The sequence below is a fragment of the Candidatus Kirkpatrickella diaphorinae genome, from assembly GCF_025736875.1.
In the GTDB taxonomy this organism is placed as follows: Bacteria; Pseudomonadota; Alphaproteobacteria; order Acetobacterales; family Acetobacteraceae; genus Sorlinia; species Sorlinia diaphorinae.
In genome coordinates, this window is record NZ_CP107052.1 from 1716360 (window position 1) to 1743140 (window position 26781).

The window sequence follows — 26781 nt, forward strand, 5'->3', positions numbered from 1 at the left end:
GTGTCACAACGCGAATAAGTAGCGCGAAAGCGATACGAGCAAGGGAGATGAAAATCGTGTTTAGACGCGACATCCTGAAATTAGGTGCAGGCGCATCCGTACTGAACCTGACCGGACTGCAAAAAGCTTTCGCAAAAGATCCGGCTGCCACAACCCGTTTCGATGCCAATACCGTGCGGGAAAAGGCGCGTAAACTTGCGCGTTCCGCCTATGCCGCGCCGGCCCAGACCCTGCCGTCACAGATCAATAATCTCAATTTTGACCAGTTTCGAGGCATTGAGTTCAGATCAGAGCGCGCCCTCTGGGCGGAGGATGATCTCTATTTCGATGTGGAATTTTTTCCGCGTGGGTTCCTCTACCGCCCGAAGATCCTCATGAATGAGGTGATTGACGGTGAGACACACCCCATCGCCTATGACCCTGACATGTTCAAATATCAGGATCAGCAATTGCGCGTGACGGATGATCTGGGATTTTCCGGCCTGCGCCTGAGGTGCCCGCTTAATAAGGATGATATGAAGGAGGAATGCGCGGTATTTCTCGGCGCATCCTATTTCCGGGCTGTGGCCAAGGGGCAGAATTACGGCCTCTCCGCACGGGGTTTCGCCAATGGCACCGGTGACCCGAAGGGGGAGGAATTCGCCCTCTTCCGGGAATTCTGGCTTGAAAAGCCGCAGCCGGGTGTCAAAAGCGTCGTCATCCATGCATTGATGGACAGCCCCTCCGTCGTCGGTGCCTTCCACTTCACGATCAAACCGGGCGATACGACCGTCTTTGACGTTCAGACGAGCTTTTTCCCGCGCGAGAATATCAGCAAAGGCGGGATCGCGGCGCTGACCGGTATGTTCTATTTTGACAGTAATAACCGGCATCATGTCGATGATTGGCGTCCGGGCGCGCATGATAGTGAGGCGCTTCAAATGTGGACGGGTGAGCGTCAACAGCTTTTCAGGCCCTTGAACAACCCGATCGACCTGCAATTTTCAGCTTTCCATGACGTCAACCCGCAGGGATTTGGGCTGATGCAGCGGCGCCGGGCTTTTCGTGATTTTGAAGATCTCGCTCTGTTCTATGAGAAACGCCCCTCCCTCTGGATTGAGCCGGTCGGAAATTGGGGTGAGGGTGCCGTTGACCTGGTCGAGATCCCGACACCGAATGAGGTCAATGATAATATCGTTTCCTTCTGGCGCCCGGCCGAGCCGATGAAGTCGGGAAATGAATATAGCTACACATATCGCATGTATTGGGGTTGGGACACGCCATGGCCGACCGATATGGCGCGCATCGGCGCCACACGCATCGGTGAAGTGACGGACCACCCTGATGCACGGCAGATTGTCGTGGACTTTACCGGGAAGCCCTTTGAAAACCTCCCGGATAACGCCAGTTTCCACCTGATTTGGGAGACATCCGCAGGAAGCGTCAAAAATGTTGTGGTCGAGCCAAATCCCAACATTAAAGGGTGGCGCACCATGTTTGAGTTTTACCCCAAAGATGCAAAAATTGCCGAGCTGCAATGCCAGCTCGCGAATGATCAGGGCCCCGTTTCGGAAAAATGGATTTATCGTTGGACGCCGTAACCGCCAAGTCACCTGTCCGGGAATTCATGCCGCCCCCTGCGCCTTTGGATATGAAGCGACAGGATCTTTTCTCAGCGCCTGATCGTCACGGCCGACGCGCCACGCCCGTCACCTCGCCCGCCAATATCTGGGCGCGGCGCGCTTTCGTCATTGGCGGGGCGATCATCCTGACGCTGTTCGGCGCTTATGAGATGAATCTCGTGCTCAATTCCGTCGGTGTTTCGGCACTCGGCATTATTGTGCTGGCGCTGTTCGTCATTCTCGGCGCGTGGATTTCCTTTTCTTTCATGTCGAGTTGCGCGGGGTTCGTGTCACTTTGGCGCGCTGGTGGGCTTGGATTGGGCATCAGGCGGGATGGCCCCCTCCCGACATTGATGACGCGCACCGCGATCCTGATGCCCACCTACAATGAGGACCCGGAACGCGTTTTGACAGGTTTGCGCGCCATCCATGAAAGCCTTGTGCGGACGGGCCATATTGATGCTTTCGACTTCTTCATCCTCTCCGACACGACAGACCCAGATATCTGGGTGCGGGAGGAGAAAGCCTATCTCGACCTCGTCAGGGACGTCCATGGCGAAGGCAGGATTTTTTACCGCCGCCGCGTGCAGAATATTGATCGGAAATCGGGAAATTTAGAGGATTGGGTTAAACGGCACGGCGCGGCCTACCCTCAGATGCTGACGCTGGATGCGGATTCCGTCATGGATGGGGGGCTCATCGCCCGCATCGTTTCCGCGATGGAACATCATGAAAATGTCGCCCTCATCCAGACCCTGCCGGTCATCGTTGGCGGGCGGACGCTTTTTGCGCGTATGCAGCAATTCGCAGGGCGTGTTTATGGCCCGCTCATCGCGCATGGCATTGCCTGGTGGCATGGGGCGGAAGGAAATTATTGGGGCCATAACGCCGTCATCCGCACACGCGCCTTTGCCGAGCAGGCCGGTTTACCGCACCTTCCGGGCCGTAAACCCTTTGGTGGCGGCATTCTGAGTCATGATTTTATTGAAGCTGCGTTGATGCGGCGTGGCGGCTGGGCCATTCATATGGTGCCCGGTCTTTTCGGCTCCTATGAGGAAAGCCCACCTTCCCTGACCGATGTCGCCATCCGTGACCGTCGCTGGTGCCAGGGCAATCTGCAACATGGCAGAATTCTGCGCGCGAAGGGCCTGCATTGGGTCAGCCGAATGCATCTTCTGGTCGGGATTGGCTCCTACATCACTGCGCCCTTATGGCTGCTCTTTCTGCTTTTCGGCATTTTGATTTCGCTGCAATCGCATTTTTACCGGCCTGAATATTTCGGCGATACGAAGACGCTCTATCCGCATTGGCCGCAGGTTGACCCGATCCAGGCCATGTACGTGTTTTTCGGCACCATGATCGTCCTGCTCGCACCGAAATTCATGGCGCTGCTGGCTACTTACCGGGACCGCACAACCCTTAAAGGCTGTGGCGGTGCCTTGCTCATGCCCGTCTCCGTCATGTTTGAGACGATCATCAGTGGCCTGATCGCGCCCATCGCCATGCTGATCCACACCTCTGCCGTTGTCTCGATCCTCAATGCCCGGGATTCCGGCTGGAACGCCCAGAACAGAGAGGATGGGCGCGTCAGTATGCGCGAGGTGATACGGAGTTACTGGATTTACTCTCTCTTCGGCTTCCTGCTGGCGGTCGCGGCATGGTCCGTCTCTTACTCGCTTTTCCTCTGGATGACGCCGGTGCTGATCGGCCTGGCGCTGGCCATACCATTGGCAGCGGCAACATCCAGCCGGGCCATCGGGCTCTTTCTGCGTCGGCTCCACCTTTTATTGATCCCGGAAGAGTCGGCACCACCCGAGGTGCTGCAATTGCTCGAAACTTATGACGCAGATCGACGCTCGCGGATGGAGAAGAGCCGCAATTCATATTTTGCAGAAGCTTTCCATGCACTTGCGCAGGATATTGCGCTTTTAAATGCGCATTTGCACATGTTGCCGCCGCCTCGTCAGGCCGGTGAGCCGATTGACCCGCATCTTCTGGTCGGGATGCTGAAGCTTCAGGAGGCACCGGATATCGACACCGCACTTTATACTTTGTCGCGTTTGGAAAAACTGGCCGTTCTGACGTCGAAGGAAGGTGTCCTGCGCATTGTTGCCCTGGGCACGCGCAATATTTGATCACAAATTGCCTGGTCCGATGGCGGCCATAAAAAAAGGCGGGGGTTACCGCCTTTTTTTGGATTCGGACCCGGGCGGAATAAGACCGGGCCCGATATCATACCGGTTGCTTACTTGGCCATCGCCTTGGCGCGATCTGTGCCGAACTCTTTCCCGCGGATGGCCAGATCCGTGCAGAGTTTGACGCGGCTCGATTTGCTGAGGGTCGAGACGTCAAAAGTCTCGGCAGACGCGGTCTGTAACAATCCCTGCCCACCCAGTGAATAAAACTGATCACTTTGCACATCACCGCGCTTCGCGAGCGCGTGTCCGACAACGCGCGTCATGCCGCGAGAGCCGATTTTATTCTGAACGCAATAAGCGAGCAGCCCGGCAACGTTGCCCGGTCCGGCAGATGTGATATCCGGCAAGCCATCACTGCCGAGCACACCAGGACTTTTGGCAGTCAGCACCGTGTTGGAGAGGTTTTTGCCCCCCACCACCTGCATTTTACCGGGCGCCACGGCAGCGCCCTGCTGACGCATGACAGGCACTGAGCCTGAAGGGACAGCGTTGGACTGCACACCCGGCGCAACTGACGGGTTCGCTTGCACGACCGTTTGGGCATTGGCGCCATGCGCCACGACAAGCGCGCCGATCGCCGCGCAGGATAGGGCGGCACACGAAAATCTGAAATGACGAAATAACATTTTACAACTCCTTGTCTGCCCGACTCAACAGTGAGGCGCACCATGATGCGCATCCCTGAAATCGAGGCAGCGCATTACGAGACTCTAACACCTTCCTGATGGACGGGTTTATTGTCGAACAAAATATCGTGCAGCGGGAAACGGGCCATCAATGGTGGTGAGACGACATTCACCGAAAGGGGAAAAAAATGTTAGTCTGACCGACATATTTTTCATGACTCCGTCGGAGAAAGACCCATGCAGCCACCGGCACCTCGAAGCGTCCCCGTCGAGACGACACAACTCGGCCGGTCCCGCACAGATTCCTACGCCTGGATGAAGGATGAAAACTGGCAGGAAGTCCTGCAACGGCCGGAAATCCTGCGTGAGGACATTGCGCAGCATCTGAGGGCCGAGAACGCCTATGCCGATGCTGTCCTCGCCGATATGGCGCCGGAGCGGGAACGGCTTTTCAAGGAAATGATGGGCCGTACACCCGGCGCGGAGGAAAGCGTCCCCTGGCCTGACGGCGCATGGGAGTATGCATCGCGATTTCGGGAAGGCAGTGAACATCCGATTTTTTTCCGCCGTCACATTGAAAGCGGTCAGAAGGAGATCCTTCTCGATGCTAATCGTGAGGCGGGTCGATATGCTTATTTCGCGTTGTCGGAAACGTCGCATTCGCCGGATCATCGCTATTTCATTTACGCCGTCGACACGCAAGGGTCTGAAATTTACCGCATCGTCATTAAAGACATGGCGAACGGCGAAACCATCGGGCAGGAAATCACCGATTCAACAGGGCGCTTCGTCGTCTCACCCGATAGTGCGTGGATCTTCTGGATCTGGCGGGATCAGCATGGTCGGCCGCGCAAAGTGTTTCGTCGCCCCATCACGGGTGGTGAGGACACGCTGATATTCGAGGAGACCAATCCAGGCTATTTCCTCACCTTGCAGGAAACATTATCCCGCAAATGGATCATGCTGGGCCGGGGTGACCATGACACGAATGAAACACGTCTGATCGACGCACGCACCCCGACTGAAACGCCACGTATCTTCCGCCCGGCACGGACAGGAATCCGGTATCACCTGACGCATTGGCATGATCGCTTCATGATCGTGACAAATGAGGATGCCATCGATTTCAAAATCATGCAGGCTTCAGACAATGCGGCCGCATGGGAAGACTGGCAACCGTTTCTGCCGATGAAGGCCGGGCATTTCGTGATGAGTGTCAGCGCGTGCAACAGCCACCTCGCCTGGGCGGAGCGCGTTGATGGCAATGTCGATATTCGTTTTATTCCGCGTGGCGTCGCGGGGGATATACGCGCCCAAAGCACCGCCATCAAGCCGGAAGAAGCCGCTTTCGACCTGACGCCGCTCGGCTTTCTGGAATATGATAAAAGCCTTCTGCGCTACGTCTATGCCTCCCCGACAACCCCGCCGGAATGGTTTGATTATGAGGTGGCGTCCGGCCGTAAGAACTTCCGCAAACGTCGCGACGTACCCTCCGGTCATCAGGCGGCGGATTATCGTGTCGAGAGACTCTTCGCAACGGCGGAGGATGGCGCGCGCATCCCGATCACAATTTTATCCCGAAAGGAGACAAAGCGGGATGGCACGGCCCCGTTGCTGCTCTATGGATATGGCTCTTACGGCATACCGATGGATGCGGAATTCTCCATTTCAGCCTTGAGCCTTGCCGATCGCGGCTGGTTCTACGCTGTCGCACATGTGCGCGGCGGGTCGGAGAAAGGCTGGTCATGGTTTCTGGATGGGCGCGGCGAAAAGAAGACCAACAGCTTCACCGATTTCATCACCTGTGCCCGACACCTCATTGACGAGAATTTCGTCCAGCAGGGACGCATTGTGGCGCAGGGTGCTTCAGCAGGCGGGCTGTTGATGGGTGCTGTCGCCAATATGGCGCCCGACCTGTTTGGCGGCATTGCGGCGCAGGTCCCGTTTGTCGATATGCTCAACACCATGTCGGACGTGCATTTGCCGCTCACACCCCCGGAATGGCCCGAATGGGGTAACCCTCTTGATGATGAGACGGCTTATGACCGCATCGCCGGATACTCACCTTACGATAATATCGCGCCACGCCTTTATCCGCCCATCCTCGCCACAGGCGGATTGACCGACCCGCGCGTGACATATTGGGAGCCCGCGAAATGGATCGCGAAATTGCGCGCCATTGCCAAAGGCGGCCCCTTTCTGTGCAAAATCAATATGGAGGCCGGACATGGCGGCGCTTCAGGGCGTTACCGTCGGTTAAAGGATATCGCGGTGATCTACAGCTTCGCCATATGGGCACTATCGGACAGAAAGCCTTCCTGAAACGGGGTTAACTTGACAAGGTGCCGCACATCTCTCTCCATGGTCGTGTCGATAGACTGAAAAATCTCGACAGTTTTTAATGCATGGCGACGCGCCTTCTCGCGTCGAGACGGGCGGCGCGTCAGGCCCGCTACAATCAGGAGGAGGTGATGATGCCGCATGATGTGCAAGGCAGAGTTCAGGACGCATCCCGACGCGGCATGTGCGCGATGGCTGCTTTCAGACGAAAGCGATCCCCCCGCGTGACCCGCCCCAAGACGGCGCTGCGCAAAGGGATGCATGGAATCGGGCTGGGCATATGGGTCAGTCTGGCGTCAACAGTCTACGCTCAGACATGGGAAATTTCGGATTACAAACCCATCAAGCAAGTCGTGACGGATACAAATCACTATCGATATGTCGCCATCCGACAATTCGAGAAAACAGGTGTTTCAAGCTACTTGCTGGTTGACCCGCAGACCCTTAAAACCTCGATACAACCCGCCGCCCATTTTGAAATCGCGAAAAATCAGGACGATGTGCTCAGGACGTCCAATTATGCCCGGGCCCTTGCACAGACAACGGCACCGCCATTCCCCATCCAGAATCAGGGCCTGACCCATGCATTCCATTCAGCGCCGCATGTCGCTTATCTTACGATCGACATGTGTCCGTCATCTCATGCTTTCAACAAGGATTTTTATGAGAGGCTGATCGCTCTCGGGGCTCGGCACCATCTACCGATGACCATCGATGTCAGCGGCCTGTGGATTGTGCGTCATGGGGAAGAATATAGCTGGCTCAAAAAAGCCATCGCCGCCGGGCAGCTCCATGTCACCTGGGTTAATCACGCTTATCTGCATCGCTATTTGCGTGACGCGCCGCTTGAACGAAACTTCCTTCTGATCCCCGGCACGGATGTGGATTCAGAGATCCTTGAAGTTAAAAAGCTGTTGATCGCGGATAATCAGACGCCTTCCATCTTCTTCCGCTATCCGGGCCTCGTGTCGGACTCTTATGTCGCGACCCGCACGCGGGAACTGGGCGTCATCCCCCTGGGCGCGGATGCCTGGCTCGCTAAGGGACAGCCGATCCGTGATGGCAGCATCGTCCTTGTGCACGCGAATGGGAATGAACCAGCGGGCCTTAAACTTCTGACCAATGACGTGCTGGCAGCCCATCGCTGGCGCCCTTTGAATGAAGCCATCACCTATGACCCGGGCCATAGTTCACAGGATGCGGGCTTCGCCTCCCGGACGGTAAAAGCATCATCCGAATAAAAAGTCAGGTCACGTCGCGACGTAATATCTCACGCCGGGTGGCGGCGCGCGAAATTCTCACATATTGCGCCGAGCGTTTTATTAACCGGGGTCTCGTCGCGACAAAGGCGCCGTGCATCGGCGCCACAAATCTGGATCGCATTTTCAAAATCCGACTCCAGCACGTCATGGGCGATGGCGAAGTCGGACGGGTTGTCATCATAACGGCCGCTGCTGAGCGCTTTCTGCGTCAGGCGGAGTTCCTTCAACGTCGCGATACAGGCATCGCTGGCAGAATCCGGTTTGACCTTGAGGATATCGAGAATAGGCGACAAAATGACGGTCAGCGCTTTTGAGGATGGGTCATCCGCAGCGCTGGCAGGCATTGCCAATCCGCCAATCGATACCGCCAAAGCGGTGAGCACACGCAACTTCATATAAAGAGGATAGCGTGTCTCTCCGGTGATGACCACTCACCATGTGCTTGTGACAGGGTAACCCTCTCATCCCGATCGTGACGCGTCATATATAGTTGACTTCACGGCGTCACCCCGTTATCTGAGAGCACCTTTCACGGGCGCGCGCCCGTTCGTCAAGCATGCCCTGGGAAGTGAAACAAATGAAGATTCGTAACAGTCTCAAATCCGCCAAAATCCGCGACAAGGATTGCCGCGTCGTGCGTCGCCGTGGCCGCGTTTACGTGATCAACAAGAAAAACCCGCGTATGAAAGCCCGCCAGGGTTAAATCTTGGCGCGTCAGTTTCTGACCGCACCTTATTTCTACAGGACGTCGACGGACGGGCAGGCCAGGCTTGCCCGTTTTGTTTTTGTGGCCGCGCTCATATTATGCGCCTGCCAGACTGCCGCTGCCGCAAAAAATCCGGTCAAAAGCGCGCCCGACTCGCATGTGACGCCGGAGACCGGCAAACAAGGCCCCGCCACCCTTGAAAAACTTGAACAAGCCTTGAAGCAGGCGCATTCGGAAAGTGAAGCCCGCGCGCTTTTGGCCCAGCTTCACGCCGTCAGATTGGGAAAATTGACGCCGGCTGTTTACATCCTTGTGCGACATGGTCGGGCGCTTCAGAAACAGAATCGCCTTCAGGAAGCCGAGCACGCTCTGAGCAGCGCCCTCACATTGCAACCTGACCAGGCTCTTTTATGGCGTTTCCGTGCCATGATTCGGCATCAGGGACGGGACGAATCCGGGGCGATTGCCGATCTTGGCATGGCCCTGCAGCTTGACCCGCGGGACTCCGTCTCATGGCGTCTGCTTTCCTCAATTGAGTCGCAAAGGGGGGACCGTCCTGCCGCCCTCAAGGCACATCAGAAAGCTGAAATGCTGGACCCTGCCTCAAAACAGGGTGAACCATTGATTGGTGCCCACCGATCCTCATCCCAATGGCGTGCGCTGTGATACGCTCAAGACGCTGGCGACAGCGTAACGCAACGACCGGATGCATGCGGCGCATCTGTCTCATCTCGCGCCTCATCATGGCGTTTCGCCTATCAGGGAGCGGTTTTTCCCGGGCTTGGCGGGTTGAAGCTGAAGTCGCGACCGGCAACCGGCGTGATTTTTCCGATCGGCAAACCCGCCCTTTATCCTGACGGACCGGCAGAGCCGTCTTCAGGCCATAGCTCCCACCATTGTGACGCAAACCCGGCAAGAGCTTTCGAGTTTGAATCACATGGAGCGATAAGGATTTCAGTCATGTTCAGGCACCGCACGGTGACGCCATCTAAAATGCCAGCGTCACGCGATCATCGAGAGGCGATCCCGGCCGTCAGGCAACATAAAGCGGCCTTGCCGCTCAAGGTGAATGGCGAGTTGGTGATTGGAGCGCTCACTTTTCTCAGCACGGTCGGCCCACGGCGTTTCCGGGGACATGCCCAGAGTGCGTTGACAATTATCTCTGTCGTCGGGCTGGCCGCGCGGGCCTTCCGTAAAAAGACATAATCGCGTCAGAAAAACGAAACCGGGTCGATATCCACCACGATCTTCTGATCACTTTTCAGGCGCAGTTTCTGTAGCCACAGACGCAGCAAAGGCTGCACGGCAATCCCCTTCCGCGTCCTTAACAGAAGTCGTCGACGGTGCCTGCCGCGCAGCTTCGTCAATGGGGCGGGGGCGGGGCCGAGCACTTCGAGTCCCTCGCCTTTCGGGGCCGCATCCGACAAGGCGCGTGCCAGCGCATCCGCGGATTCCGGCGTCTCGGCACTGACGATCAAAGCGGCCAGACGCCCAAAAGGCGGCCAGAAACCGGGGCGACGATTCGCGGCCTCCTGCGCCATGAAATGATGGAAATCCTGTGAGACAAGCGCCTTCATTGCGGGATGGTCCGGCAGGTACGTCTGCAACAGCACGGTGCCCGGTCGCGCCTCCCGCCCGGCGCGCCCGCCGACCTGCTGTAATAACTGCACCGTACGCTCCGCCGCGCGGAGGTCCCCACCATTCAATCCGAGATCCGCATCCACCACCCCCACAAGAGTGAGGTGCGGAAAATGCCACCCCTTCGCGACGAGCTGCGTCCCGATAATGAGGTCAACCTCCTGCCGCGCGATCTGCGTCACGGCGATGCGCGCCGCCTCCGCTGAGACCAGACTGTCTGAGGACATGACAAGGATGCGCACCCCGGCCAATTCGCGCTGCACTTCCTCCGTCACGCGCTCTATCCCGGGCCCGACCGGCACGAGGCTTTCCGTCGCCGCGCAGGACGGGCACTGCGTTGGTATTGGCATCGCATATTCGCAATGGTGGCACACCATGCGGCGTTGCGCGCGATGCTCCACCAGCCAGGCCGTGCATTTCGGACATTCAATCCGGTGACCACATTGCCGACATAGAGTGAGCGGCGCATAGCCGCGTCGATTGAGAAACAACATGGCCTGCTCCCCGCGCGCCAACGTCTCACGACAGGCGGAGAGAAGCGTGGGGGAGAGGAACTGGCCGCGTGACGGCGGGGCAAGGCGCATATCGAGCGCGCGCACGTCCGGCAATGCGGCGCCAGCATGGCGGTCCGGCAGGACGAGGTGGCGGTAGCGGCCTGCCTGCACATTGGCGAGGGTCTCAAGGCTCGGCGTCGCGGAGACAAGCATGACAGGCACCGCGGCCTGACGCGCGCGCAGCACGGCCATGTCCCGGCCGTGATAAATCACGCCTTCCTCCTGCTTGAAAGCCGGCTCATGCTCCTCATCGACAATCACCAGGCCGAGATCTGTGAATGGCAGGAAAAGTGCCGAGCGCGCCCCGACAACCACGCAGGGCGCACCGTTGCGCACATGCTGCCAGACGCGGCGGCGATGCCCGTCCCCCATGGAGGAGTGCCAGACAAGCGGGGCAAAGCCGAAGCGGCGGGTAAAACGTGAGATCCATTGCGTGGAAAGTGCGATTTCCGGCAGGAGGACGAGGGATTGCCGCTTGAGCGCAAGGCATTCCTGCACGGCTTCGAGATAAACTTCCGTTTTGCCGGAGCCTGTAACCCCTTCCAGCAGGATGGCCTCGAATTGCTGCTTCTGCACGGCATCCCGCAAGGCCCGCGCGATCACCTCCTGAGATGCGGAAAGGGTGGGCGGCCGCGGGACGTCATCCGCGTCATCCCTGAAAGCGGGTTCAGAGGGCGCGGCCTCCAACAGATTGAGCTTGATGCAGGCCGAGATGACGGCGGAGCTGACGCCGGCTTTCTCGGCAAGAGCCTTGATGCTCATCGGCCTGGCTGCGGCGGCATCCAGCACTTTCTGCCGTGCCGCGGTGAGTTTCGGCGGGTGACCTGGCGATGCCAGACGCCATAGCCTGACAGCTTTCGGTGGCGCCGGTGTCCATCCGCGCATCGCCATGGCGAGAACCATGCCCTGGGGCGCGAGTGTGTAGGCGGACACCCAATCGACAAAGCAACGCAGCGTTTCCGGCAAGCCGGGCGCGTCAATACGGCGGAAGACCGGCCTCAACCGGCTCGGGTCAACAGGTTTCGGCGGTGGAAAAGCGAGATCAGCCGGGAGGCGCGCCGCAACCACCTCGGCTTCATCCCATACGCAACCGATTTCCTCCCTTTTCCCCAATGGCACAGCGACGAAATCACCCGGCACGAGGTCAGGATCATGCGTCGTATAAGCCAGAACCGATTGCAGCCGACGCGGCAGGAGGACATCGACGCGGGAGGATGCTGCCGGGAGGGGCGACCGGGCGTGCGCCGCATTCACAGGCTTCTCGTCAAGCGTCACGCGGATGTTTCTCGCATCGGTGACGGGACGGATGGGGCGCAATGCATGGATCGCGGCCTCTTTTGCAATTGTCTCATATCCTCTTCCGGCATGGACATATTCATCAAGTGGCGGCGGTCAGAAGCATTATATGACCCTGCCACGTCCCCGATGAATTTTGAAGAATTTCCTGCCACCAACCTTTCGGCCCTCTCTCAATGTGACGCGAGGCGCCTCGTCATGGCACTGAAATTTTTAAACGGACGCCGCGTTGATATTTCAGTTAGGATGGCAGCACGTCACGATCATTTTTGAGACTCTGTTCAACAAGGTCACTTCATGGCTCATAGTGCAGAAACCCTCCTCAGTGCCTGGTTGGCCTGGCTGGAAAATGAGAAGCGCGCCAGCCCGCATACGATCCGTGCCTATCATCAGGACGTCGCCACGTCCCTCGCTTTTTTTGAAGCGCATCTCGGAGAGAAACTCAACGAGACGCATCTCGCCCATCTCACCGCGGGTGACATGCGCGCACTCCTCGCCCATCAAACGCGTGGAGCTGAGTTGCGTCAGCGTCTCGCGGACGGTGCGGCGCGCAGCCGAAGCCGACATATCTCGGCCCTGCGTGCATTTTACCGCTTTCTGTCCCTGCGCTATGACATTCAGAACGCGCAAGTGACCGCCTTCAAATTACCCAAAACGCGCAAGCCTTTGCCACGCCCCCTGGCCCGCCCTGTCGCGCGGGAAGCCGCTGAGGAAATTGCGAGTTTCACCGCCGCCAATGCGTTCGTCGCACGCGATATCGCTTTATACACCCTGCTTTACGGTGCCGGTCTGCGCATCGGGGAAGCTTTGGCTCTTTCCGTCGGTGATATCGACGCAGCACCTGGCGGGCCGCTGCGCATCACGGGCAAAGGAAATAAACAGCGCCTCGTGCCTTTAATCCCGATCGTGCAGGAGAGACTGGCGGCATGGCGGCGCCAACGGCCGGCGGCGGAACCGGACGCCCCGCTTTTTATCGGGCAGAAAGGGGGCCGGCTTGACCCCGCAACCGCCCGGCGCACCATGCGCCTTTGGCGTCAGGCCAAGGGGCTTCCGGCCTCTGCGACGCCACATGCTTTGCGGCACTCTTTCGCCACGCATATGATGGAAAGCGGTGCGGATTTAAGGGCGATCCAGGAATTACTGGGCCATGCCAGCCTCTCAACGACCCAGACCTACACGAAGGCGGATGAGGCGCATCTCCTGCGCGTCTGGTCCGCGCATCCCCGGGCGGGCAAGCCATGATGCGCCATTTCAAGCCCGCCATCTGGGCCCTCCTCGTCACCTTCCTGACCGTACCCCACGCTGATGCGCGGACAGGCTGCGCGGTGACATTGCTGAGTTCGGTCCCGCTCAGCAATGATGCGTTATTTCTGCACATCCCCATCGAAATCGGGCTTCAAAAGCGGGACATGATTATCGATACCGGCTCCGAAGGAAGTCTCATCACCCCGAAGGCGGCCGATGCTTTGCATCTACCGGTCGATCCTCACCGCCGCACCGTCATTCACGGTCCGGACGGGCGCAGCGAGACTGTGCGCAACCGCATTGCGTCCGACCTTCGCCTCGGCAAACTTAATTACGGTGCGTGGTCTTTCCCACTCAGCATTCTTCCCAATCTACCCAAATCGCTTGACGGGCTTTCCGGGCTCATTGGCGCGGACATGATGCAGGGTCTTGCTGTGGAATTTGATGCCCCTCACCACCGCCTCCGCCTTTGGCAATATGTGCCTGTGGCGGGTGGTTGCGATCCTGTCCCCCCTCTCGGGTCGGCAGGGACACCTCATGGGTCGCGCTGGATCAAACTTGCGGCACATCGGCGCGGCCTGCGCCTCAATGTCGTATTCATCCTTGATGGCGTCATGGGTAATGCGCTGATCGATAGCGGTGCGCGCTCCATCACCTTGTCGCGACGCTTCGCCAATCATGTGGGTGTCAGCAATCAGATGCTTGCTAAAGATCGCGGCGGGATCACGAGCGGTGTCGATCTCAATGCGCGCCGCTATTACTGGCACCGTTTCAACACGCTGTCATTCGCCAGTGATGCAACAGAGGCGGAGCAACCCACCCTGACACTGAAAGCACCGGTCATCACAGTGTCGGATATTGATGACGATGCCGACATGCTGCTGGGTGCCGATTTCATCACCCGACACGATGTCTGGGTGTCTTTTCAGACATCTTCCGTCTTCATACGATAAATGCGCGCAGATGAAAGGTAAGAAAAAGGCGGCCCGATCAAGGCCGCCTCAGCGTTTCTTAAAAGCGCTTCCTGCCCCGGCGGGCGCGCCTGCCGGGCATAGTCTTACCAGCGTTTACTGCTTCAGGCGTTTATTGCATTCCGAGTAATAGCCGCCGCCCTTCTGGATCCAGCGTAAACCGCCATTTCCGTTGCTCACTTTGTTCGCCCTATATTGGTCAAGGCAGGTCTGCATACGCGCGCGGCCGGGTTTGAGATTGGCATATTGCGACGCCACGGCCGACGGGAAAACCGCACTCCCCGCAATCGCTGTCGTCGGGCCGATTGGCGGCGTCGACGTGGTGGGCGCCGGTGTCTGCACAGTGGGGGCCTTTGCCGCCGTATTCGGCGTCGCGGTTTGCGCGGGGGTGGTTGATGTCGCCGCGGGGGCTGCGTCACCGCAACGTGCCGCTTTGAAATCCTTATATTCCATCCCCTTGAGGTCACCCGCCTTGCGTTCAGCGCGGAAGGATTTGTAACACTCCTTCGCCGTCATGGCATGGGCCGCCGTCGCCGACATGCCCACCACCATCAATGCAGCCGCCAGAAAAGCACCTGAAAATTTTTTCCCATCCATCAAACCATCCCTCCGGAGACGTGGCTATACGGATCAGTTGATCCGCTCTCCATGTAGAACCATATCCAGTCCTTCAAGTTCCGCGTCCTGAGAGACACGCAGCCCGATGGTGAAGTCGATGAGTTTAAGGATGAGATAGGTCGCCACGACGCACCAGACGATCGTCACCCCGCACGCCTCAGCCTGACGTCCCAACTGCATCAGAGAGCCCGTGACCCCTGCAGGATTGGCCTCTGTCGCCGATAAAGGCCCGTACGCAAACACACCCGTCAGAAGCGCACCGACAATGCCGCCCATCCCGTGCACCCCGAAAGCATCGAGACTGTCATCGTAACCGAGACACGGTTTGAGGATAGCGGCACTCCAGAAGCAGGCGATCCCGGCCACGAATCCGATCACCAGAGCCGCCCCCGGCAGGACGAAGCCAGCCGCCGGGGTAATGGCCACCAGCCCGGCAACCGCCCCTGAAATAATGCCCAGAGCGGTCGGTTTTTTTGCGTGGAACCACTCGACAATCATCCAGGCCAACGCCCCGGCGGCGGACGCAACCTGCGTTGTCAGCATCGCCATCCCCGCGCGGCCATTCGCCCCACCTGCGGAACCGGCATTGAAGCCAAACCAGCCGATCCAGAGCAGAGACGCGCCGATAATCGCGTACGTCAGATTATAAGGTGAGAAATCATCAAGGCCGAGATTGCGCCGCCGCCCCAACACCAAAGCGGCAACGAGACCCGCCACGCCGGAATTGATATGCACGACCGTCCCACCCGCGAAATCCACCGCGCCCAGCCCGGCCAGCCATCCCAGCGGGCTCCAGACCCAATGGGCGATCGGGGCATAGACGAGCAGCGACCATAGGATTGTGAAAATGCAAAGCGCCGAGAACTTCATACGCTCCGCAAACCCACCGACGATCAGGGCAGGTGTGACGACGGCGAAGGTCATCTGGAACATCACCCACACGCTTTCCGGAATGGTCATCGTCGTGGCATTGGCGGAGCCCGCTCCCATCACGAAAGCCGCATCCTGCCCCTGCGTGAAGTGATCCGCGATGCCGCGCAGCATCGCACGCGAGAAATCTCCGAAATAAGGCGTGCCGGTGCCAAAGGCGAAACTATAGCCCAGCACCATCCAGATGACGCTCGCGATGCAGCAGATCGTAAAAGACTGAATCGCTGTCGCCAGCACGTTTTTCTTGCGGACCATTCCGGCATAAAAAAGGCTGACACCGGGAATGGTCATGAGCAGGACGAGCGCCGTGCTCGTCAGCATCCAGGCCGCGTCACCCGTATCGATGTGCGGCGCACCTGCCGCATCTGCCGCAAAGAGATGGCCCGGCAGAACCATTAAACAGCCTGCAAGGGTCAACAGGCGGGATCGTGTCATAATGCGCTTACCCCTTCTTCTCCCGTCCGAATACGGACGACCTTATCAAGTGAGGAAATGAAGATCTTCCCATCACCGATCTTCCCGGTGCTGGCATTGGTCTGGATGGCTTTCACGACGTCATCAACAATTTCATCCGCAACGGCGATTTCGATCTTGAGTTTGGGAAGAAAGCTGATCTGGTACTCCGCCCCGCGATAGATCTCTGTCTGTCCTTTCTGCCGCCCGAAACCTTTGACTTCCGTAACCGTCAAACCCTGCACGCCGAGCGGAATGAGTGCATTGCGCACGTCATCGAGCTTGAATGGCTTGATGATGGCCGTGATCAGCTTCATGATGTTCGTCCTTCGCAACGTTTTTTTTACGGGCTACGAATCCCGCATCACAGATCGTTTCCAATTCGTGCCAGTTTGGCGACGCGCAAGGCAAGCCTCTTCTTGCATTAAAGGTTTGATTTATGGACGCCTCTGACGCTGAATGCGCCATGCAGGGCGTGTTGAGAAAGCAGGATGATGAAGACTGTCAATATTTGCATCAATGGCGCCGGCCCGGTCGGCGCAACCCTGGCGTGCGTCCTGGCCCGGGCCGGGCTGCGTGTCCTTATTATTGAACGTTCCCCGCTTGAAGCGGCGATCGGCCCGCATCTGGATGGTCGGGCTTATGCGCTTTCGGAAGGGTCACGGCGGGTTCTGGCGCAATCAGGTGTTTGGTCGCACCTCCCGAACGGCGCGCAACCCATAAAGGAAATTTCCGTCATTGACGGGCGGGATGTAACCGGGCCACGTCCGAATGTCGCGCGCATCCTCACGCGCATCGGCACACGGTCACTCATCTTCGGCGCGCAGGACCTGCCTGATAATGAGGCCGAGTTACAGGGTTTCGGCTGGATGGTCGAGGCGATGGATTTGCGACGTGCCCTCCATGACGCCCTCCGTCATCACGCAGGCCCGAACCTGATCATCGCCGCGCCAGACCAGGCGCGTTTCACTTTCGACGATGATGGCGCCATAATCGCGCTTACCTCCGGTGCGCAATATCGGGCGCAGCTCGTTGTCGCGGCGGAAGGGCGGCAAAGTCCGCTACGGAAGCAGGCAGGCATCCCGTTGACGCGTCTGGCCTATCAGCAAAATGGTATTGTCACGATCATCGCGCATGAGAATGCGCATGATGGCACCGCGCTGGAGCGCTTTCTGCCAGATGGACCCTTTGCGCGACTGCCCTTGATCAGCACGGACGCCGCACCGCATCGCTCCGCCATCGTCTGGGCCGCGCCCGCCGCGCGCGCGCATTATCTGCATGCGCTCCCCGATGAGACGTTCAAGCGTGAAATCAATGCGCGTCTGGACAAGCATGTCGGTGCCGCGACACCTGTCGGGCGGCGCTGGCTCTACCCGCTTTCCGCGCAATATGCCCAGAAATACGTGTCTCATCGCCTCGCGCTGATTGGCGATGCGGCCCATGGACTGCATCCGATTGCGGGCCAGGGCTTGAATATGGGCTTTCGCGATATCAAGATCTTATCTGAAGTTTTAGTAAACGCTTTTGAGAAGGGGCAGGATCCGGGCCGTGATGATGTGTTGAAACTTTATCAGCGTCTGACGCGCCCCGATAATATGGCGATGCTGCTCACCTGCGATATCATGGAAAGAGTTTTCGCCAGCCGTCACCCCGCCATGCAGATTTTACGCCGCGTCGGCATGCGGGGCTTTGAGAAAGCAACCCCCTTACGCGCACGTTTCATCCGCCGAACAATGGGATTATTATGAACGCGCTGGACCTCAAAAAAATCTGGCAGGACATGCTGCGCCAAAGCGATGTCTGTTGCGACCCGCTGATTCAAGGCGTTTTCACGACCGGGATCACGGAACATCGAAGCTTCGATGCGGCGCTGGCGGCCCTTTTAGGCACAAAATTATCGGACCGCGCCCTTTCCGTGCCCGCATTATCGTCCCTGATCATGGCCTGCCTCAAGGATACGCCGCGCATTGCCGAGGATGCCGCCGCGGATATGCTGGCCGTCTATGAGCGCGACCCCGCCTGTACGGATTATGTGACGCCCTTCCTTTTTTTCAAAGGCTATCACGCGCTTCAGGCTTACCGGGTGGCAAACTGGCTTTGGCGGCATGACCGCAAGCATCTGGCACAACATCTGCAAAGCCTGGTGTCAGAGCGCTTCGGCATTGACATCCACCCGGCAGCCACCATTGGGCGGCGCGTCATATTTGACCATGGCACGGGCATCGTCATTGGTGAGACAGCCGTCATCGCGGATGATGTCTCCATTTTCCAGAATGTCACGCTTGGCGGTACGGGCAAGACGTCCGGCAATCGGCACCCCAAAATCGCGCGCGGTGTTCTGATCGGCGCGGGCGCGAAGGTGATCGGCAATATCTCCGTGGGGGAAGGCGCTAAAATCGGAGCAGGTTCGGTCGTTCTGAATGATGTGGCACCCCATGTCACAGTCGTGGGCAACCCTGCGCGGCCGGTCGGTAAGCCAAATACCAGCGACCCGGCCCTCTCCATGGATCAAAGCTTCCCGGATACGGATTTCGTCATCTGAAAAGCTGCGGCAGCATCGTGACAGAACGCCCCGCATGGATGAAGGGAGGCCGGTATGGATTTTGCCGGTTGGAAACGATATGATGGGCAACGATGCGCAATCCGCATCATCATGAAAAGGTCGCGCTTTTCCCTTCAGGGAAGCGACATCGCATTGACACGATAATGAGGGAAGATGAGCTGGCTTACCGAATATGTCCGTCCTAAAATCAGGGGACTTCTGCAGAGGGATGTTCCGGAAAATCTGTGGACGACGTGCGAGTCTTGCTCTCAGATGATTCTGGTCAAGGATTTTGACCGTTTCCTGAAGGTATGTCCCCATTGCGGCCATCATGGTAAGGCGGCCGCCAAGGATCGTCTCAAATGGACATTTGACGAGGGCGCCTATACGCGCATTGAACTCCCGAAGGTCGCGGTTGATCCGCTCGGCTTCAAGGATCAGAAGCGCTACACGGACAGGCTCAAAGAAGCGCGCACAAAGACGCATCTGGATGAGTCGCTGGTGGTCGCGCATGGGCAGGTCGGGGGGCATCCGGCGGTCGTCGCCGTCATGGCCTATGAATTCATGGCTGGCACAATGGGCTCCGCCCTGGGTGAAGCTTTTATCGCCGCCTGCAAACTCGCCATTCTGCAAAAAGCAGCTTTGATTATCTACACGGCCTCCGGCGGTGCGCGTATGCAGGAAGGGGTGTTATCCCTCATGCAGATGCCGCGCACGACGATCGGCGTCCAGATGCTTAAAGATGCCGGGCTGCCTTATATCGTTGTGCTGACAAACCCGACGACCGGGGGCGTCTCCGCCTCCTTCGCCATGCTGGGTGACGTGCATATTGCGGAGCCTCAAGCGCTGATCGCTTTTACCGGGCCGCGCGTCATTCAGGATACGGTGCGGGAAAAACTGCCGGAAGGATTCCAGAGATCCGAGTATCTGCGTGATCATGGCATGGTGGATATGGTCACGCCGCGCGATACGTTGAAAGAGACGCTCGACCGCATTATCGGCCTCATGATGCAACGCCCAGATACCGGCGCGGCGTAAGCGCTTCCCCGGACCGCACCATCGCTCATGACTGAAACGCCGATCATGACGCCGTTACACCCGACGCAAGGCCAGCCTGCCAGGCTGGCCAGCGAATATTCGGGTTCGGTCGGCAAAATCCTTGCGCGCGTTCAGGCAGCTTACCCGAAATATATTGACCTGTCACTGGACCGCCTGACGACGCTGCTCCACCGATTGGGAAATCCGGAGCGTGCCCTCCCCCCTGTGATCCATGTGGCCGGAACGAACGGTAAGGGCAGCACATGCGCCTTCATCCGCACCATTGCGGAAGCCCATCAATGGCGCGTCCATGTCATGACCAGTCCGCACCTCGTCTCCGTCGCAGAGCGATTTCGTCTGGCGGGGGCGTTGGTGCAGGAGGATGCGCTTGCCGCAACGCTGGAAGAAGTGGAAGCCATCAATGGGGACGCGCCCATTACGGTTTTTGAAATTCTGACGGCTGCGGGATTTCTTCTATTCGCCCGGCAACCGGCGGACCTCGCCATTATTGAAGTGGGTCTCGGCGGGCGACTGGACGCGACAAATGTCATATCCGCCCCCCTCGCGAGCGTCATCACCCCGATCGGGCTGGATCATCAATCGTTCCTCGGGGACAGCATCACTGAGATCGCGCGGGAGAAAGCGGGGATCATCAAACCGCATTGCCCGGTCATCAGCGCGGCGCAGGATGCGGCAGTGACTTCCGTCATTGAAGCCGAAGCCATGAAGGTGAATGCACCCTTATGGATGATCGGGCGGGACGTCACTTATCGCGTCCTTCCCGATGGCGGGATGGCCTACACGGACCCTTATGGCGACCTCACCCTTCCCGCACCTGGCCTGGTCGGGCAGCATCAATATGGCAATGCCGCGCTCGCCATCGCCGCCTTGCGCAGCGCTGCCAACGACAGGATGCAAAATGCAGACTGGGCGGCGATCACGCAGACGCAATGGCCCGGAAGGTTACAGAAATTAAGTGGGTCGCTCCTCAACCACGTGCCGCCCGGTTGGGAGATCTGGCTTGATGGGGGGCATAATCCCCATGCGAGTCACGCCCTTCTGCCGACATTGCAGAAATGGCAGGATCGTCCGCTTCACCTTTTGATCGGCATGAAAAGCAGCAAGGATATTGAAGGGTTCATCCGCCCCCTGCTCCCTTACGCAACCTCTGTCCACGCTGTGATAGAGCCGGATCAATATGACGCGATTTCCGTGGCGGATATCGTCGCGGCCTCGGGCCATGTCGCGCTCCCCGGCCCGGATATTCTCGGCGCTTTGAAAAAGCTTGGTGGTGCGACGGGGCGCGTTCTGATTTGTGGCAGTCTTTACCTTGCTGGCGCCGCGTTGCGCCGGGACAAGGTCGTTGCGCGCGTGTGACGCCACCCTGATGCGGGCGGGGTCAATCATGCCCTCCCGTCAACCCGGGCATTCTTAACGGTCTCAACCGATTTTACGCTTGACGAATTATCCCGTTTAACCGCAAAAGGGCCTGCTGATGCCGGGTTAGCACAGTGGTAGTGCAGCGGTTTTGTAAACCGAAGGCCGGGGGTTCAAATCCCTCACCCGGCACCAGCCTCTTATCTGGAAGTTGTCGCGCCTATCGGGGCCGCTTGCACCCGTGGCGCGGACACAGTCACGATTCCTCACAATTTTTCCGATGCGTCCCCGATTGGCGGATCGATTGCGCTGCGGCCAGCCGATTGGCGCGCGCAAAAAATGCCCCCCAGCCCCGACTGAGACATGACAGAGATGAAGAAACGTCCGGGATGGCGTCGCTTTGCGCGCCATTCCCGCACGGTGAGACCTTTCTGAGACGGCCCGTCACGCAATTGAATCACGGAGATGGATGTTTTATAATCAAGAACTCAGTCCTGAAGATGACGATTTTAACCCGCTTGTCGGGACGCAGTCTTTTCCATTCCTTCCCCCGAAATTTCATTTCTGACGCGGCGTCGCCACCTGACGTTTCGACTTGCTTATTCTTCCGGCCTTTCGAGTGAATAGAGCGCGCGCGGCAGGTCCAGATATTTCAGCCTTCATCATAAAGAAAAAAACAATGGATGATATGACAACGCTTGCTTTCAGACTCATTGCGCATTTTGAGAGCTGTAACTTAACCCCCTATCAATGCCTGTCCGGCACGTGGACGATCGGCTATGGCAGCACCTGCCTGCCCGACGGCGCGCCCGTTCGGGAGGACAGTCCGGCCATCACACAGGTGCAGGCCGATCTTATGCTCACGAGAATGATCATCGATATTGAGCAGAAAATCGAGGCAATGACGCGCGTGGCGCTCAGCCCGGCGCAATATGCGGCCCTCACATCCTTCATTTATAATGTCGGGGCCAACGCTTTCTCCAGTTCGACGCTTCTGCGGAGATTGAATGAGGGCGATTACCAGAGCGCTGCCAATCAGTTCCTCCTCTGGATCCATGCTGGCGGCGTCACATTGCGTGAATTAACCCGACGGCGCGAGGCGGAACGGCAGTTATTTCTCCATGGTGAGGGTGTGATCGACGTCCTGAAACGCGCACCGAAAGTCGATTAGACCATCTCTATTGAAGACGACTCGTTTGAAACTTTCGGCAAGCTTGATAGAAGAAGGCGGAAATCGAGCCCTTTACCTTGTGGCTCCTGAAAGCAGCCTTCTGAAATCGCGGAGAATAATGGCGCATGGAGCAGACTCCCCTTAAACGTGGCAGCATGGGGAAGCTGCTTCGCACCTGTCTCATTGTCATTATTCTGGCCGGTATCATGGCCGTTGCCCGTTATGTCCCCGTCGCCGCCAATTTTACGCGCGTGGTCGCTTCGTGGCAGCATTCCCCGTGGGCACCCGTCATTTTCTGTCTTCTTGGCATTTTTTATGCGGCGTTCGGGATGCCGCGTCAGGCTTTATGCGCCGTGGCGGGGCTGATTTTCGGGGTTGTGATGGGTTTGGGCCTTGCCATGGCGGCCACCTTACTCGGTAATCTTATTGATTTTTACCTCGCAAAAATCATGCGGCAGAGACGAGATCACGCCGGGCAGGCAGCCCCGCCAACACGCTTATGGCAGAAAAAAATGGCGTCCTTCGGGCATGTTGCCAGGAATGCACCCTTCCGCACCATTCTGATGCTTCGCCTCATGCCGGTCGGGTCCGCCCTGCTCGTCGCCCTGGGTGCCGGATATTACGACATCGGTGTCTCCGCCTTCATCGCCGGAACATTACTCGGCTCCCTCCCGCAGAACCTCGTTTTCGTCCTGATCGGAAGCGGCTCCCATCTCGGACAGGGCAGTCAGATTACCGTCGGGGTGCTCCTTTTCGCCCTCTCCATGATGCTCGGCATTCTCATCATGCGCCACCGTCAGGAAAAATTTTGAATTGAACCACCCAGCCAGGATGGACTTTGTCTTAGGAGCGCGTGGCTCTTCCTGCCCCGCCAGGGCCACGCGGCGCTGGTGTGCAGGCGCCTCCTGCATCAGGCGTTCAGCGGATTGCGTTTTATTTGATTCATATCGATGCCACCCAGTTTTCAACCGTTTTCGTTCATCACCTGTCCAACCATAAAAACAGATCAAGCGCCGTTTTCTAAGTCCTTCGGAGCGTTCCATGTTACTTACAGGCGCACGCAATGCTGCAGGTGCGCGCCTCTCCTCAATCCGGAGAGGTCAGCAACTGGAAGATATTGCGCATCGACATCGTATTTATGAACGCGTGGCGTTCCTTTTAGGGATGATCTGTGCTGTCGGACCCATCTCGACAGATATCTATCTGCCCGCCTTCCCCGCAATTGAGCAGTCCCTCCACGCCCCATCTGGAAGTGCCGGGCTGACTTTATCCACCTGGATGGTCGGGCTGGCCATGGGCCAGATCATCATGGGGCCGCTTTCCGACAGATTTGGGCGGCGGGCCGTCATGTTCTGGGGGATGGTGGCTTATACGCTCAGCAGCGTGGCTTGTGCCTGGGCGACGACGATGACGCTTCTCGCGATCGCACGGTTTTTTGCCGCGCTCGCCGCATCATCCTGTATCGTCGTCCCGAGCGCCGCCGTGCGTGATTTCGCGACAGGTGACGCAGCCTCACGATTAATGTCCCGCCTCATCCTTATTCAGGGGACTGTGCCAGTGCTCGCGCCGATGCTGGGCGGATTTGCGCTGGAGTGGGTCAGTTGGCGCGCGGTTTTCTGGCTATCCGCCGGATATGGTGTTCTCTCATCTGTGATCCTGATTTTCCTTTTTCCGGAAACACTCCCTTTGGAGCGGCGCAAAAATGTGCATATTCTGGCTTTGTGGCAGCGCTTTCATGCCATCATTCGCGAACCTCTCTTTTCATGCAGCAGTTTGATTTATGGTTTAAGTGGTTTCATGTTTTTCGCTTATCTGACGGCTGCACCCGGCATCTTTCAGCATCTTTACCGGTTTTCCCCCGCGCATTACGGCATGATTTTCGGCATCTGCGCCGTGTGCATGATCGGCGCTTCCCAGATCAACAGCGTGCTGGTGGGGAAAGTGCGCAGCACGCGCCTTCTCGGTTGGGCGCTCTCCGTCACCATATGCAGCACATTGCTCCTGCTCATCGTGGCGATGATCGCGGTGCGTTACCCTGAAAAAGCGGGCACGCTGCGCGCGACGACATTGCCACCTTTCATCACCCTGCTCATCACGGCGCTGTCCATGACGGGGATCATCGCGCCCAACATCATTGTGCAGGCCCTCAAAAACCATCATCAACATGCGGGAAGCGCCTCCGCATTGGCAGGCACGATTCAATATGTTTTCGGCGCAGCGGCTTCCTTCCTGATCGGGTCATTGCCGGCGGCATCCCCCCTGCCGATGGTGGCGCTGATGTTTATCGCCGCCATTCTCATGGGCCTCGTCGCGGCGCGAAAACCTCGGTCGCTTTCGACACCCGACATTCTCAGCGTGGATTGAAGCGATCATGGGTCCGATCATTGTCCTGCTTGTTGAGGACGACGCCTCTATCGCCCTTGTGGTCAAGACGCTCCTGACGCGGAACGGCTATGCGGTGCATCAATGCACCAATGCTGAAGACGCCCTGAAAAGCTGCGCGCAGATCGTGCCCGGTCTGCTCATGACCGACCTGCATCTCAAGGGCCAGATGGACGGATTGGCCCTCATCGACCACATGCGCCAGAGCTTTCCGGATTTGCCTGCCATATTGGTTTCAGGCGACTTCACTGAGGGGGGCAACCTCGATGCGGGAGATGCCATTATCCGACTGGGCAAGCCTTTTCGCGCCGCGACGATGCTGGCCGCCCTTGCCCGCGCCCAGAAAAAACCAGTGTGACATTTACAAATCGAGGGGAAACCATCAGGATAAGGCCCGGTTTTTTCGACTTCTGAAAGCGCGTTTATGACGGATACTGCCTACGCCGACCCCCAGCCGGAGATCAACCTCAAAGATTTCATCCGTGGCGTACCGGACTTTCCGAAACCAGGCATTCTTTTCTATGATATCTCGACGCTGATCCGCCATGCCGATGCGTGGCAGATCGCGACAGCCCGCATGGCGCGCGCCGTTGCCGCTTTCAAACCGGATGTCATCGCCGGAATCGAGAGTCGCGGCTTCCTCACAGCAGCGCCGCTTGCGCAGCGACTGGGCTGCGGCTTCATCATGTTGCGCAAGCCTGGCAAGCTCCCCGGTAAAACCATCTCACTGCAATATGGGCTGGAATATGGCGCTGACGAGCTTCACATCCAGGAAGATGCCATCATCCCCGGTCAACGTGTGGTCGTGCTGGATGATCTGCTCGCGACCGGCGGCACGCTGGCAGCCTCCATCGCCCTTTTGAGAAAAGTGGGGGCCGAGGTGGTCGGCGCTTCCGTCCTGATTGAGCTGACGGGCCTCAAAGGCCGTGAGAAAATCGATACGGACCTGAACGCCCTGATGTCTTACGATATGTGATCAAGAGTTAAACAATGCCACAAAAACTGGAATCCCTCTGGGCAGAACGCTACCGAGAAGACGATATGCCCAAGCGGCCTGAGGCCGCATCGAAACTCTCCGATGCTCTTGAAACAATGTTGGCGCATCGCTCCGTACGTGCCTTCCTGCCGGACGCCCTGCCTGAGGGCGTGCTGGAATGGGCGATTGCCGCAGCTTCCTCAGCCTCGACTTCGTCCAACATGCAGGCATGGTCGGTCATTGCCATTCAAGATCCGGCAATGCGCGACCTCATGGCGCGATTATCCGGCAATCAGGATCACGTGCGCAAGGCGCCTGTCTTCCTCGCATGGGTGGCGGATCTCTCACGGCTTGAGCGCGCGGCGCAGCGGGAAGACAAGCCGGACATCGTGCTCGATTATCTCGATTTTTTCCTCGTCTCCGTTATAGATGCCGCGCTCGCAGCGCAGAATGCCGCCATCGCCTTTGAGGCTGCCGGGCTGGGCATCACCTATATTGGCGGTATCCGCAGCCATGTGAAGGAAGTCGCGGAGGCCCTAGAACTCCCGCCTCGGAGCTTCGTCGCTTTCGGCATGTGTGTCGGCTGGCCCGACCCGGCCCATCCAGCCAGCATCAAGCCGCGCCTGCCGCAAAGCGTCGTGCTCCATCATGAAAAATACGTTCATCAGGCGGAGGCAGGGCTGATCGACACTTATGACTCGCGCGCCAGCGCGTTCCAGCAGGAGCAGAATCTCCCGCCCCGTCGATGGACAGCGCACGCGGCCCGTCAGGCGACGGATCACGCTTATGTCAATAAACGCAAGGAGCTGCACGACGTGCTCCAGGCGCTCGGCTTTCCTCTCACCTGAAGCGGCGCG

The 26781-nt window shown here is 58.3% G+C and carries 25 protein-coding genes and 1 tRNA gene; 20 read left to right on the plus strand and 6 right to left on the minus strand.

The genetic code is table 11. The annotated features are described in order from the left end of the window. The first annotated feature begins 47 nt into the window (after positions 1–47). A complete protein-coding gene (locus tag N5W20_RS07590) occupies positions 48–1580 on the plus strand; it encodes a glucan biosynthesis protein (RefSeq protein WP_319806545.1) in 1533 nt (510 codons plus the stop codon). Continuing rightward, entirely contained in the window at positions 1556–3736 is a 2181-nt protein-coding gene (gene mdoH, locus N5W20_RS07595) for a glucans biosynthesis glucosyltransferase MdoH (RefSeq protein WP_319806546.1), read from the plus strand. The genes N5W20_RS07590 and mdoH overlap by 25 nt, the downstream gene beginning before the upstream one ends. Positions 3737–3846: 110 nt before the next feature. Here the strand turns inward: mdoH and N5W20_RS07600 are convergent, their stop codons facing one another. Then, the gene (locus N5W20_RS07600) at positions 3847–4425 is read right to left on the minus strand and encodes a DUF2501 domain-containing protein (protein ID WP_319806547.1); all 579 of its coding nucleotides are present in this window, start codon (positions 4423–4425) and stop codon (positions 3847–3849) included. Between the two features lie 237 nt (positions 4426–4662). On the opposite strand from N5W20_RS07600, the gene N5W20_RS07605 reads away from it, so the two are divergent. Further along, a complete protein-coding gene (locus N5W20_RS07605) occupies positions 4663–6747 on the plus strand; it encodes a S9 family peptidase (RefSeq protein ID WP_319806548.1) in 2085 nt (694 codons plus the stop codon). A gap of 83 nt (positions 6748–6830) precedes the next feature. After that, entirely contained in the window at positions 6831–8006 is a 1176-nt protein-coding gene (locus tag N5W20_RS07610) for a polysaccharide deacetylase family protein (RefSeq protein ID WP_319806549.1), read from the plus strand. A 29-nt stretch (positions 8007–8035) separates the two neighbouring features. Here the strand turns inward: N5W20_RS07610 and N5W20_RS07615 are convergent, their stop codons facing one another. Then, a complete protein-coding gene (locus N5W20_RS07615; RefSeq protein WP_319806550.1) occupies positions 8036–8410 on the minus strand; it encodes a hypothetical protein in 375 nt (124 codons plus the stop codon). A gap of 194 nt (positions 8411–8604) precedes the next feature. On the opposite strand from N5W20_RS07615, the gene ykgO reads away from it, so the two are divergent. The 3 genes from ykgO to N5W20_RS07630 all read left to right on the plus strand — a co-directional run bounded on the left by ykgO (position 8605) and on the right by N5W20_RS07630 (position 9939). Next, on the plus strand, positions 8605–8730 hold the full coding sequence (gene ykgO, locus N5W20_RS07620; RefSeq protein ID WP_025886195.1) for a type B 50S ribosomal protein L36: 126 nt from the start codon (positions 8605–8607) through the stop codon (positions 8728–8730). Positions 8731–8733: 3 nt separating this feature from the next. Next, positions 8734–9399, plus strand: coding sequence for a tetratricopeptide repeat protein (locus N5W20_RS07625; RefSeq protein WP_319806551.1), 666 nt, complete (start codon positions 8734–8736; stop codon positions 9397–9399). Positions 9400–9693: 294 nt separating this feature from the next. Further along, positions 9694–9939, plus strand: coding sequence for a hypothetical protein (locus tag N5W20_RS07630; RefSeq protein ID WP_319806552.1), 246 nt, complete (start codon positions 9694–9696; stop codon positions 9937–9939). 5 nt (positions 9940–9944) lie between these two features. Here the strand turns inward: N5W20_RS07630 and N5W20_RS07635 are convergent, their stop codons facing one another. Continuing rightward, positions 9945–12179, minus strand: coding sequence for a primosomal protein N' (locus N5W20_RS07635; RefSeq protein WP_408869445.1), 2235 nt, complete (start codon positions 12177–12179; stop codon positions 9945–9947). 339 nt (positions 12180–12518) lie between these two features. Between N5W20_RS07635 and N5W20_RS07640 the strand changes: the two genes are divergently transcribed. Together N5W20_RS07640 and N5W20_RS07645 are read left to right on the plus strand one after the other, a co-directional pair. Next, positions 12519–13463 carry a tyrosine recombinase XerC gene (locus tag N5W20_RS07640; RefSeq protein WP_319806553.1) on the plus strand — a complete coding sequence of 315 codons (945 nt, stop codon included), beginning with the start codon at positions 12519–12521 and terminating at the stop codon, positions 13461–13463. Continuing rightward, positions 13460–14419: a retroviral-like aspartic protease family protein gene (locus N5W20_RS07645; protein WP_319806554.1), complete on the plus strand. Its 960-nt coding sequence runs from the start codon at positions 13460–13462 to the stop codon at positions 14417–14419. The genes N5W20_RS07640 and N5W20_RS07645 overlap by 4 nt, the downstream gene beginning before the upstream one ends. 114 nt (positions 14420–14533) lie before the next feature. Here the strand turns inward: N5W20_RS07645 and N5W20_RS07650 are convergent, their stop codons facing one another. The 3 genes from N5W20_RS07650 to N5W20_RS07660 are packed head-to-tail and all read right to left on the minus strand — an operon-like array spanning position 14534 to position 16755. Then, a complete protein-coding gene (locus tag N5W20_RS07650) occupies positions 14534–15034 on the minus strand; it encodes a hypothetical protein (RefSeq protein ID WP_319806555.1) in 501 nt (166 codons plus the stop codon). 33 nt (positions 15035–15067) lie between these two features. Continuing rightward, complete coding sequence (locus N5W20_RS07655; RefSeq protein ID WP_408869396.1) at positions 15068–16420, minus strand: ammonium transporter; 1353 nt, start codon at positions 16418–16420, stop codon at positions 15068–15070. Next, positions 16417–16755, minus strand: coding sequence for a P-II family nitrogen regulator (locus tag N5W20_RS07660; RefSeq protein ID WP_319806556.1), 339 nt, complete (start codon positions 16753–16755; stop codon positions 16417–16419). The genes N5W20_RS07655 and N5W20_RS07660 overlap by 4 nt, the downstream gene beginning before the upstream one ends. A gap of 174 nt (positions 16756–16929) precedes the next feature. Between N5W20_RS07660 and N5W20_RS07665 the strand changes: the two genes are divergently transcribed. The 11 genes from N5W20_RS07665 to N5W20_RS07715 all read left to right on the plus strand — a co-directional run bounded on the left by N5W20_RS07665 (position 16930) and on the right by N5W20_RS07715 (position 26772). Further along, a complete protein-coding gene (locus tag N5W20_RS07665) occupies positions 16930–18186 on the plus strand; it encodes a UbiH/UbiF/VisC/COQ6 family ubiquinone biosynthesis hydroxylase (protein WP_319806557.1) in 1257 nt (418 codons plus the stop codon). Further along, positions 18183–18980, plus strand: coding sequence for a serine O-acetyltransferase (cysE, locus tag N5W20_RS07670; protein ID WP_319806558.1), 798 nt, complete (start codon positions 18183–18185; stop codon positions 18978–18980). Before N5W20_RS07665 ends, cysE begins: the two co-directional genes overlap by 4 nt. A 174-nt stretch (positions 18981–19154) precedes the next feature. Beyond that, on the plus strand, positions 19155–20018 hold the full coding sequence (gene accD / locus N5W20_RS07675; RefSeq protein ID WP_319806559.1) for an acetyl-CoA carboxylase, carboxyltransferase subunit beta: 864 nt from the start codon (positions 19155–19157) through the stop codon (positions 20016–20018). A 45-nt stretch (positions 20019–20063) separates the two neighbouring features. After that, positions 20064–21395, plus strand: a complete 1332-nt coding sequence (locus tag N5W20_RS07680) for a bifunctional folylpolyglutamate synthase/dihydrofolate synthase (protein WP_319806560.1) — start codon at positions 20064–20066, stop codon at positions 21393–21395. Positions 21396–21515: 120 nt separating this feature from the next. Then, a tRNA-Thr gene (locus N5W20_RS07685) sits at positions 21516–21590 on the plus strand. Positions 21591–22074: 484 nt separating this feature from the next. Then, positions 22075–22566, plus strand: coding sequence for a lysozyme (locus N5W20_RS07690; RefSeq protein WP_319806561.1), 492 nt, complete (start codon positions 22075–22077; stop codon positions 22564–22566). 125 nt (positions 22567–22691) lie between these two features. Next, positions 22692–23378, plus strand: a complete 687-nt coding sequence (locus tag N5W20_RS07695; RefSeq protein ID WP_319806562.1) for a TVP38/TMEM64 family protein — start codon at positions 22692–22694, stop codon at positions 23376–23378. Positions 23379–23607: 229 nt separating this feature from the next. Next, on the plus strand, positions 23608–24930 hold the full coding sequence (locus tag N5W20_RS07700) for a multidrug effflux MFS transporter (protein ID WP_319806563.1): 1323 nt from the start codon (positions 23608–23610) through the stop codon (positions 24928–24930). A gap of 7 nt (positions 24931–24937) precedes the next feature. Further along, entirely contained in the window at positions 24938–25306 is a 369-nt protein-coding gene (locus N5W20_RS07705; RefSeq protein WP_319806564.1) for a response regulator, read from the plus strand. 66 nt (positions 25307–25372) lie between these two features. Further along, a complete protein-coding gene (locus N5W20_RS07710) occupies positions 25373–25924 on the plus strand; it encodes an adenine phosphoribosyltransferase (RefSeq protein WP_319806565.1) in 552 nt (183 codons plus the stop codon). Positions 25925–25938: 14 nt separating this feature from the next. Then, entirely contained in the window at positions 25939–26772 is an 834-nt protein-coding gene (locus tag N5W20_RS07715) for a nitroreductase family protein (RefSeq protein ID WP_319806566.1), read from the plus strand. Positions 26773–26781 lie beyond the last annotated feature (9 nt).